This is a genomic window from Streptomyces sp. NPDC048637 (genome assembly GCF_040650675.1).
GTDB lineage: Bacteria > Actinomycetota > Actinomycetes > Streptomycetales > Streptomycetaceae > Streptomyces.
Genome location: NZ_JBEZHQ010000058.1, coordinates 31,957 through 42,353 on the forward strand (window position 1 = coordinate 31,957; position 10,397 = coordinate 42,353).

The 10,397-nt window shown below is 69.5% G+C and carries 9 protein-coding genes; 6 read left to right on the plus strand and 3 right to left on the minus strand.

Annotation, left to right across the window (positions count from 1 at the left end):
* Together AB0C46_RS38195 and AB0C46_RS38200 are read right to left on the minus strand one after the other, a co-directional pair.
* Positions 1 to 384 (minus strand): hypothetical protein, encoded by a 384-nt coding sequence (locus AB0C46_RS38195; RefSeq protein WP_362833724.1) that lies wholly within the window; start codon positions 382 to 384, stop codon positions 1 to 3.
* A gap of 302 nt (positions 385 to 686) precedes the next feature.
* On the minus strand, positions 687 to 1,850 hold the full coding sequence (locus tag AB0C46_RS38200; RefSeq protein ID WP_362833715.1) for an NAD-dependent formate dehydrogenase: 1,164 nt from the start codon (positions 1,848 to 1,850) through the stop codon (positions 687 to 689).
* Between the two features lie 368 nt (positions 1,851 to 2,218).
* Here AB0C46_RS38200 and AB0C46_RS38205 point away from each other — a divergent pair, with 368 nt between their 5' ends.
* From AB0C46_RS38205 to AB0C46_RS38225, 5 genes are all read left to right on the plus strand, one after another.
* A complete protein-coding gene (locus AB0C46_RS38205; protein ID WP_362833716.1) occupies positions 2,219 to 2,497 on the plus strand; it encodes an FmdB family zinc ribbon protein in 279 nt (92 codons plus the stop codon).
* 81 nt (positions 2,498 to 2,578) lie between these two features.
* A complete protein-coding gene (locus tag AB0C46_RS38210; RefSeq protein WP_362833717.1) occupies positions 2,579 to 3,217 on the plus strand; it encodes an AmiS/UreI family transporter in 639 nt (212 codons plus the stop codon).
* A 24-nt stretch (positions 3,218 to 3,241) separates the two neighbouring features.
* Positions 3,242 to 4,492, plus strand: a complete 1,251-nt coding sequence (fmdA, locus tag AB0C46_RS38215) for a formamidase (RefSeq protein ID WP_362833718.1) — start codon at positions 3,242 to 3,244, stop codon at positions 4,490 to 4,492.
* 347 nt (positions 4,493 to 4,839) lie between these two features.
* The gene (locus AB0C46_RS38220) at positions 4,840 to 6,291 is read left to right on the plus strand and encodes a hypothetical protein (protein WP_362833719.1); all 1,452 of its coding nucleotides are present in this window, start codon (positions 4,840 to 4,842) and stop codon (positions 6,289 to 6,291) included.
* Between the two features lie 202 nt (positions 6,292 to 6,493).
* Positions 6,494 to 7,381, plus strand: a complete 888-nt coding sequence (locus AB0C46_RS38225; RefSeq protein WP_362833720.1) for a hypothetical protein — start codon at positions 6,494 to 6,496, stop codon at positions 7,379 to 7,381.
* Here the strand turns inward: AB0C46_RS38225 and AB0C46_RS38230 are convergent.
* Positions 7,275 to 7,859, minus strand: a complete 585-nt coding sequence (locus AB0C46_RS38230) for an NUDIX hydrolase (RefSeq protein WP_362833721.1) — start codon at positions 7,857 to 7,859, stop codon at positions 7,275 to 7,277. The two genes, AB0C46_RS38225 and AB0C46_RS38230, sit on opposite strands and share 107 nt — an antisense overlap.
* Before the next feature lie 558 nt (positions 7,860 to 8,417).
* Here AB0C46_RS38230 and AB0C46_RS38235 point away from each other — a divergent pair.
* Positions 8,418 to 10,298 (plus strand): BRCT domain-containing protein, encoded by a 1,881-nt coding sequence (locus AB0C46_RS38235; protein WP_362833722.1) that lies wholly within the window; start codon positions 8,418 to 8,420, stop codon positions 10,296 to 10,298.
* The last annotated feature ends 99 nt before the right edge of the window (positions 10,299 to 10,397 follow it).

The following is a 10,397-nucleotide window of genomic DNA, read 5'->3' on the forward strand; positions in this document are numbered from 1 at the left end:
TCAGAGCTTTCCGCCGATCTCGCACGCCCGGCACGGCGGCCGGCCGCACGTGCACTGCATGATGGCCTCAAGCACCTCACGGTCGTGATAGAGGCACTCGTCCTTGCAGGTATGGCGGGGGATGAATCCGGCCGGGATTTCACCGGGCCACGGCTCGTGGCCGTCCCGGCAGCGAAGGAACCGCTCGGGGTCGGTGGAGTGCAGGTCGTGCATGGTCGACCTGGCCTCGTCCTCCAGCTCCCGCACCCGCTCCACCAGGCTCCTGAGCTCGGCGGCAATGCCGGAGTACCGGTCGGAGCCGGTCCGCACATGCGCGGACCGTAGCGCCATGGCTGCGTTGCCCAGAAATCTGCCGGCATCCTGCAGGTCGGTCACGTGATGCATCTGAATGCCGTTCACGCCTCGTACCCACACGGCGTCCGTGCTGCTCACTGATCCACCTTCCCGGGGTTCACCTTGTTTTCCTGCGAAACAGTATGCGCGGCGCCGATGCCTTCGCATAAGGAAAAATCAATCTATTTACGGACGCTAAGGGCCGCACCTGGCGCCCGTCCAGGAATTTCGGCGTGAGTCGGCTCACAGCAGGGTGGTGGATCTTCTGCTGGAATTTCTCCAAGAATGCTGGATCTTTCAAAGACCCCTATAAAATCTCCCGGCAATTTCTCGTCCGCCGCGGCCGCCGTTTGCTATCCGGCGACCGTGTACGAGCGTGCTCCCGCCCCGGCGAGCCCGCCGCCGTCGACGATCAGGTACTCCTGGCGGACGGGGCGCCCGTCGAGCCAGCACTCCAGGATCTCCCGGGTGCCGGCGGCGTAGCGGGCCTGCGCCGACAGCGTCGAACCGGACACATGGGGGGTCATCGCCTCGTACGGCATGGTGCGCCAGGGATGGTCGGGCGGTGGCGGCTGCGGATACCAGACGTCACCGGCGTACCCGGCCAGCTGGCCGCTGTTGAGGGCCCGCACCACGGCGTCCCGGCTGACGATGAGCGCGCGTGCGGTATTGACGATGTACGAACCGCGCTTCATGGCGCCGATCAGCTCGTCGTCGAAGAGGTTCTGCGTCTGCGGGTGCAGCGGAGTGTGGATCGACAGCACGTCGATCGAGGAGGCCAGCGAACGGACGTCGGGGTGATAGGTCAGCCCCAGCTCCTCCTCGACGTCCTTGGGCAGCCGGTGCACGTCGCAGTAGTGCAGGGTGACGTCGAACGGCTTGAGGCGGCGCAGCACCGCCTGGCCGATACGGCCGGAGCCGAGGACGCCGACGTTCATGCCCTCGATGTCGTAGGCGCGCGACACGCTGTCCGCGATGTTCCAGCCCTTCTGGACGGTGACCCAGTCATGGGCGGGCAGGTAGTTGTGCACCAGGGTGAGGATCTGCATGACGGCGTGTTCGGACACACTGATGCTGTTGCTGTAGGTCACCTCGGCCACCGTCATGCCCTGGGCGATGGCGCTCGGCAGGTCGACGTGGTCCGACCCGATCCCGGCGGTGATCGCGAGTCTGAGCCGGGGAGCCGCGGCGATGCGCTCGGGGGTCAGATAGGCGGGCCAGAAGGGCTGCGAGATCACCACCTCGGAGTCGGCCAGCTCGCGGTCCAGTGTGGAGCCCGCTCCTTCCTTGTCGGACGTGACGACGAAGGTGTGGCCCCGCTCCTCCAGGAAGCGGCGCAGTCCCAGTTCTCCGGAGACGCAGCCGAGCAGCTCTCCCGGGGTGAAATCGATGGCTTGTGGGGTCGGCGCGGTCTGACCGCCCGGATAGCCGGTGATGGTGGGGATCTCGTCGCGGGCGTAATCGGGGGGATAGCCGCCCACGGGGTCCGGATAGAGCACCGCAAGGATCTTTGCCATGGCCGTCCTCCATCAGTGGGGGCCATTGCTCCTGTAAACCGGCCGGTTTCCTCGAACCGGTTCGGTTTGCCGGTGATCTTGAATTTTAGTCGAGTAGGCATCGGCGCTGCAATCCCCGTCGAGTCCGCACCAGGTGGGAAGGTCCGAGCTGTACGCCGTGGCACGCCTCGCGGTGGGTCTGGCGGCGGCAGCGTCAGGGCTTGGCGTCGGGCCGTTCCGCCAAGGGACGGGCCCAGCCGTCCGGGACTTGACACGTGGATCTAGGAGACGTCTCCTGGAAGAGACGAAGTGAACTCTGGCGCACGCCTATCGAGGCGCGCCGCACACACTCGGGTTGGCCAGCGTCCACCGGCATCCGGAGGCTGCTGATGGCAACCTATGAATATCTATGCAGCCGCTGTGGGTCTTTCGACGTGAAGTTGGCGATCGGGACGGCGCCCAAGACGTATGGCTGCCCTGATTGCGCAAGCGCCGCGAGACGCGTGTACTCCTCGCCTGGCCTTACCCAGACCTCGCACACGGTCGCCGCCCTCCATGACCAGGAGGAGCAGGCCCGTGAGGCCCCGGCAGTGGTCTCCGAAGTGCCGCCACGCAGGACGGTGCCACGGCACCCGCATCCCGCACTCTCGCGGTTGCCGCGCCCCTGAGGGCGGTGGTCGACCAGGCAGAACGTCGCAGGCGGGTTTCGACGATTCCGTCCCCCACGCGGACTGAGGAGGTGCGTCCCCGTGGGTAACGTGGGACTGCTCTTTGTCGGTGCGGTGCTCTTCCTCAACGGAATGCTGTTGCTCGGGAAGGTTGATGGCCGGGCAGCAGCGGTGTTCAACCTTTTCGTAGGCGCACTGCAGGTGCTGACACCGACCTACCTCATCATCGCTGCCGCTGGTGACCCCACCAAGATCCTGGCGGTATCCGGCATCTATCTGTTCGGCTTCACCTACCTCTACGTAGGTATCGGGCTGCTCACCAATCTGGACACCACCGGCGTCGGCTATTACTCGTTGTTCGTGGCCGTCGCGGCCCTGGGATACTCGTTCGCCAACTTCCATCTCCTGAAGGACTACCCCTTCGGCGTGATCTGGCTCTACTGGGCATTCCTGTGGTTCCTGTTCTTCCTGCTGCTCGGTCTCAAGTTGGACAGACTTACCACCTATACGGGCTATGTCACGGCGATCGAGGGCTGGGTCACCGGCGTGATTCCCGCCGCGCTGCTGCTCTCCGGCTACTGGTTGCACTCCACCGAAACCGCCATCGCACTCGCGGTCTTCGGCGTGGTGGTGTTCGCGGCGCTGTGGCCGCTCACCCGGAAGTCGCGGCAGACGCCCCCGGCGGCCCCGGCGGCCGAAAGCGTGGGCGCACCAACGTGACCGGACCAGAAATGAGGAGCTGTCATGCCCGAAATTGTCTTCAAAGTGGACCACAGCAAGTCGATGCGTGACCAGGACGTCCCCGGGCACAACAGGTGGCACCCGGACATCCCCGCCGTCACCATGGTGAAGCCGGGAGCGGAATTCCGCATGGAGTGCCGCGACTGGACCGACTGCCAGGTCGGCAACAACGACACCGCCAACGACGTACGCGACATCGACCTGACCATCCCTCACATGCTCAGCGGCCCGATAGGCGTGGAGGGCGCCGAACCCGGCGACCTGCTCGTCGTCGACATACTCGACCTCGGCCCCGTGCCGCAGCAGGCCGGGGACGCGGCGGGCCAGGGCTGGGGCTACACCGGGATATTCGCCAAGGCCAACGGCGGCGGATTCCTGACCGACTACTTCCCGGACGCCTACAAGGCCATATGGGACTTCCACGGGCAGCAGGCGGTCTCCCGCCACCTTCCCGGGATCCGTTTCACCGGGATCACCCACCCCGGCCTGTTCGGAACCGCCCCGTCCACCGAAATGCTCGCCCGCTGGAACACCCGCGAGCAGGCGCTGATCGACACCGACCCGAACCGGGTCCCGCCACTCGCCGTACCGCCGGACAGCTCCAACGCGCTCGCCGGCACGGCAACCGGAGACCTCGCCACGCGCATCGCCGCGGAAGGCGCACGTACGGTGCCGGCCCGCGAGAACGGAGGCAACCACGACATCAAGAACTTCACGCGCGGTTCGCGGGTCTTCTATCCCGTGTACGTCAAGGACGCCAAGCTCTCGGGAGGCGATCTGCACTTCAGCCAGGGCGACGGAGAGATCACTTTCTGCGGCGCCATCGAGATGGGCGGCTTCATCGACTTCCACGTCGACCTGATCAAGGGCGGCATGGAGACGTACGGCATCACCACCAACCCCGTCTTCATTCCGGGCAACGTCGAGCCGAGGTACACGGAGTTCCTCACCTTCATCGGGGTCTCCGTCGACCACGACACGGACACGAACTACTACCTGGACGCGACGCTGGCCTACCGCCGGGCCTGCCTCAACGCCGTCGAGTACTTCAAGAAGTTCGGCTACAGCGGAGAGCAGGCCTACCTGCTGCTCGGCTCCGCACCCATAGAGGGACGCATCAGCGGCATCGTCGACATCCCCAATGCCTGCTGCTCGCTGTACGTACCGACCGCCATGTTCGACTTCGACGTCCGCCCCACTGCCGCCGGCCCGATGAAGGCCGACCGCGGCCAGTGCGCGGTGGCCGGCGCCTGACCGGATCGCAGCGACGGCCCCGCAGTCCGTGCGGGCTGCGGGGCGTTGCTCAGCGCCGTCAGCGCCGTTCGGTCCGGCGGCCCGCTCGCGGTTTCGCGGTTTCGCGGTTTCACGTCAGGAAGCGACCCGCTCGCGGTTTCGCGGTTTCGCGTCAGGAAGGGCCTACCCGGCCGGGGCCACGGCGCGGAGGCGGGGGCCGGAGCCGGGGGGTCCCCGAGCCGGGGGACGGTACCGGGAGCCGGGCGCCGGGAGTTGGAGCCGGGCGCCCTGGCGGGGGGGCGATGGCCCGGAAGGGCTGCAACAGGTGTGCGACCCCGCTGTCAGTGGGGATTCCTACACTGATCGGGATGCCCTTCGCACAGGCCGTGCGGGGGCGCGCGCCCGGGGGGAGGGAGCAGCAGATGGTGCTGCGGCAGGACTTACCACCACAGCGTTCCGGTGCGGCCGACCGCTCGCCCCTGCCGGATCCCGGCCCGCCGTCCGCCGCCGCTCCGCGGGCCTTGGCCCCGTCCCGGCTGCTGCCCTGGCTGGGGCGGCTGGGCGTGCCGGCCGCCGCGTTCGCCGTGTTCCAGGCGCTGTTGGGGATCCTGCCGCAGAATCTCGCGGGCGAGGCGGCGCGCTACTGCGTGGCGGCGACCGCCGGCGTCGGCGTCGGCACCGTGGTGTGGCTGGCGGCGGCGCTGCTGCGGGCCCGCGGTGCGGCCGCCTCCGCCGCGCCCCCGCCCGCCCCCGTGCCCTCCCCCGCCGGGTCGCTGCCCGAGCTCGTGGACGGCACGTACCAGGCGCTGCGGCGCGGCCTCGCAGTGATCGAGGTGTCCGGCCGCGGACCGCTCACGGGCTGGCCGCACTCCCTCGCGGAGAGCGAACCGCCGGTGCATCCGACGGCGTTCGGCACGGCGTACGGGCTGCATCTGCTGCTCGACATCGCGCCGTGCGACGGCCGCATACGAGCCGGTGAGGTGGCCGAGACGCTGTGGCGGCTACGGCTTCCCGGCGGCGGGTGGGCCGCCCGTTCCCAGGGCAGCGGGGCGCGCCCCGAGGTGTCCGCGATCGTGCTGGGTGCGCTGGCGCGGGCCGGTGCCGATCCACGGCTGCTGGAGGCCGAAATACGCTCCTGCGAGGTGCTGTGGGACCCGGACCATGACGCGTCGGGGCTGGCGAACACCTACGTGGTCACGAATGTGCTGCGCGGGCTGCTGCGGGCGGCGCCCGGGGCCACCGCGCTGGGCGGACTGCGTGAGGTCCTGGTCAACGGCGCCACCGCCGATCCGGCGCGCGGCCATCACCGCTGCTGGGGCGCGGCGCTGGCCACCGGCCACGGCAATCCGGCGCCGTCCGCGGTGCACACCGCGCGGGCGGTGGTGGCGCTGGACCGGGCCGCACGGGTGCTGGGTGAGGACGAACGGCAGCGTACGGTGCGCGAGGAGGGACTGCGCTGGCTGCTGGCAGGACCGGCGGCACCGGGGGGCGGCGCAGCCGATCTGCAGAACTGTCAGGAGGAGGTACGGCGGCCGGTCCAGGAGGATCCGCTGCATCAGGAGCTGCTGTCCGTACGGCACTTCGCCGCCGCGTGGGTGGCCCGCGCGCTGATGACGGACGGCGCCCGGCAGGTGGCGGCCGAGGAGGTGGGGCTGCCGGTGTGGGAGGCGCAGCTGACCGCCGCCGTGGCGCGGGTGCACGGTATGCAGCAGGGCGGAGTGTGGCGGTGGGACGACGGTCCCATGGGCCACCCGGTGTGGATGGCGTACCAGGGCCTGTCGGTGCTGCGACGGTACGCCCTGATGGTCTACCGGCCGTGAGGCGAGCCGGGTTCCGAGGAACGAGGCCAGCCGGTGCTGTCTGGGGCGGGGCGGGCCAGGGGGCGGGGCGGGTCAGGGGGCGGGGCAGGTCACGGGAGCGGTGCGGGTCAGGGGGGCGGGGCAGGTCAGGAGGGGCGGGGCAGGTCAGGGGGACAGGTCAGGGGGCGGTGCGGGCCAGTAGGTCGGCGAAGGGGAGTCGGAGATGCAGGTCGATAAGGCCAGGCGGCTGCTGGTGGAAGGGCTGGGCGGCGGGCCGGTGCCGCCGTCGCCCGAGTCGGCGCGCGAGGTGATCGCCCAGCTGGCGCACCCCGGCACACTCGGTCCACTGGTGCGCCGATTATCCGCCGGCGATCTGGAGCTTGCGGAGTGCATCCGGCTCTCGTACCGCCATGTCCTGGGCTTCGACAAGCTGTTGCTGCTGCCCGGCGCGCCCCGGTTCATGCTGCGGGTCCATTTCTGGCACGGCACCGCCGGCGCGGTCTCCGAGGACATCCACAATCACCGCTGTGCGATCGCCTCGGCGGTGGTGCGCGGCAGCGTGCGGATGGAGTGCTACGAGCCTGCCGCGGACGGCGTGCCGGCGGTCGCCTACCGGGAGACCATCGACGGCCCCGGCGGGGCCTGGCGCCTGCGGCGGGTCGGCGAGGCACGGCTGCGACTGCTGCGCACGGAACAGTACGGCGCCGGGCGGAGCTATGGCCTGGCCGCCCGTACGCTGCACCGGGTGGTGAGCGAGGAGCCGACGGTGACGCTGTTCCTGGAGACCGCCCAGCAGCGGTCGGTGACCGATGTCTACGTCAGGAGCCGCGGACGCGTCAGGGGCAGCGGCTCCGTCATGCACAGCAGTTCCGCCATGAACAGCGGCGGCGCCCCGGACCCGACCGGCGACGCCGGCCGGGGCGGCAGTGAGATCAGGGCCGACAGTGCGGTGAGGGCTGACGGTGAGATCAGGACCGACGGTGAGATCAGGACCGGCGGTGAGGTCAGGACCGGCCGCGCCGAGCGCGTCGATCCGCTGCCCAAGACTCCGCTGCCGCCGGCCGTCTATCTTGCCGAACTCGACGCTCTGGCAGGGTCTTTGGGCTACTGAAAGGGGGCGGGCCCGGGTGCCCGAAGCGGGCCGTCATGACGCGGACCCCGGCGGTGTCCAGCCGTCCCCCGAGTGCCTGGCGGATCACCGTGAGGTTGTATGCGTCCACCCCTGCCTCGGCCAGCTCGGCAGGCCGTGCCCAGCGGTAGGCCTGGTCCGCGCTGGGCAGGACGACATCCAGCGTGAGCGGGCGGACGACGAAGTTCTCCTGATGGTTGTGGACGCGGCGGCCCTGGTAGTCGCTCAGGAAGCTGGTCGAGCCGGTGTGCGCGACGACGGTGCCGAGGAGCCCGGTCTCTTCCTTCAACTCCCGTAGGGCGCCGCTCTCGGCGGACTCCCCACGATCAAGCTTCCCGCACGGCACACCCCAGGCGCCGGGCAGAAATCGCTCGCGGTAGCTACGGCGCACGATCAGCACGCGGGCGTGGTGCACCACCACCGCCGCGGCCAGATAAGTGTCGGCTGCAATCTGATTCATCGGACTTCTCGCAATCCGAAGAGACGGGCGTCAGGCCCGTGGCGGACGTCCACCGTACCGGCGATGAATCAGCGGCGGACCGGTTCCGGAGCACCCGGCGGACCACCCGCTCAAGGGCCCCCGGCGGACCACCCGCTCAAGGGCTCCCGGCGGAGCGGCGTGCCCCGCGCCACGACGGGCCGTCGGCGCCGGCCAGGGGACATCGAGACACCACCGCCAACACAGCGCGTTCCCACGAGCCAAGCCATCCGCACCGTTATCCCGGGTCCGACGCTCAACGGCCCACCGCCTGCGACGACACAGCCGAGGCGACAGGCCACCCGGTACCGGCCGACCGACGCGATGTGGACGTCTTCGCCTGCCGGGTCACTGGGATCCCTCTGGGCGAGAAGCCCCACCGACCGGGAAGGCTCACCGGCCAGTAAGGCTCGCGGTGCCGAGGAGATCGCGGGCCACCACCCGGGGAGCGGCTACCGCACACATCAACCTCCCTCCCCAGAGGCGCTGTTGAACGCCACCGAAGGGCCGTTGTCAGTGGCTGCGGCTACGGTCTGCAGCATGGACGTACGAGGAAAGTCGATCGTGCTCATCGGCCGCTTCGACGGCTTGCGCCAGGACGAGGCGCAGCGACGGCTGGAGGAGCTGGGTGCCCGGGTGACGGGTGCGGTGACCAGCCGGACGGATCTGGTGTTCGTGGACAGCCTCCACTACAACGAGGGGAGAAAGCTCCAAGAGGCACGGGGACGCAACATCCCGATATTCGACGAGCAGGCGCTACGGGCCCTGCTCGCTGATGAGGACGCCTCCGACCACGGCGAGCCTCAGGCCGCCGGGGCGGTTTCGGATCTGGTGGCTCTGCGGGCGCGGCTGCTGAAACTGGAGCGCGAGCAGGGCATCACCGAGGAGCACCGCGCCGCCACGCGAGAGGTCCGCGAGAGGCCGGGCGCACTCCTTCGCCATCCGTACAGCCATCAGACGGAGATCAACGATTACGCTCTCAGCCCCTGCGGCCGCTATCTGGCCACCGGCACCTTGCCGGGCGGCGACCACAGCGGCACCTTGCAGATCTGGGAAATGGTCACCGGACGCTGCGTCAATGACATCGGCATTCAGGGCGGCATCGGCCGGCCCGGCGATGAGCGCAGCATCCAATGGTCGGCCGACAGCCGCCGCATCGGCCTCGCGTACGACACCGACCACCTCGGTGTCTTCGATCCGTTCAGCCCCTTCCTCGGCTCCGTCACCCTCGCCGAGTGCCTGGTCACGGACGGCACGACCCGGCCGGTGCCCTGGGCGCTGGCGCCCGACGGGACACGGGTCTTCGTGAATTCCGGGACCCCGTGCGAGGTGGGCGGCTGCATCGTCCCCATGGACAGCGGCGAGCTGCACTGGACCTCCCGTGACGCCCCGCCCGCGCATCCGTTCCTGCTGGCCGACAGGCTCCGGGAGGATCTGCGGACCGAGGAGATGGCCGCGCACGACGGCGTCACGCTCCAGGCCGACCGCTGGGTCCGCTGGTCACGGGACGGCGCCCGGTTGCAGGCGCAGGGCGAGAGCAGGGGCCACGCGGAGGCATTCGTCATCGACGTCTCGTCCGGGCAGGTGAGCTGGCTGGCCGGAATCGGTGAACTCGCCGCGTGGAGCCCGGATGACCGGCTGCTGGTGCACTACGACAAGGGGCTGCGCTTCCTCGACGCGGTGACCGGCAAGCCGAGCGGGAGGGAGACCGGCCACCAAGGCGTTTCGGCGCTGCAATGGGGCATGCGGGGCAATGTGCCGCGGCTGGCGGCCCTGGTCGGCGCGGGCAACGCCTCCAGGACACAGCCGGGTGTCCTCATCTACGACGAGGACCGGTTCCGCTACCGCCTCGACGTCACACCGGTGCAAGAGGGCATGGTCTACGCCGATTCCTGGGCGTGGGCCCCGTCCGGCGACGCGGGAGCCTGGCTCACGGCCGACGGGCGGGTAGAGGTGTGGTCGCTGGACGGGGACGAGCCGCAGCGGCTGCGCACCTTGGACGTCCCGTCCGAGACGGGTGTGCTGCTGTGGGGCGCCGACGATGTCCTGGTCGCGATGGGCCCCACCACCCTGCGGTTCCTCCGGGCCGGATCCGGCGAGGTCCTCGGCGACTTCGCCTTCCTCCACAAACCGCGGGTCCCGAAGCCGTTGGGTACCAACTACTGGTTTTTCGCGAGGAGGCACTTCGCACCGGACGACAAGACGTGGTGCGCGTTGTTCGAGGAGGGGGTGGTGATCGCTCCGGACGGTCGGGGAATGGAGTCGTTGGACGAGATACTCGCCTGGACAGTGAATGAGCGTCTGGCCTGGCCGGTGCGCTGGGGCGAGCTCGATGTCGTACCGGACGCCCGGAGCGCGGGAACCGCTCTCGGGGATGCGCCGGACGGCGAGTGGCTGCGGAACTACTGGGACTCGCTCTAGTGTCCTGAGTCAGGAATTCGTTTCATGAGTAGAGTCTGTTCATGGCTCGGATGGGGCGGCCGAAGGCTGCGTTGGTGCTGACTGCTCAGGAACGGGACC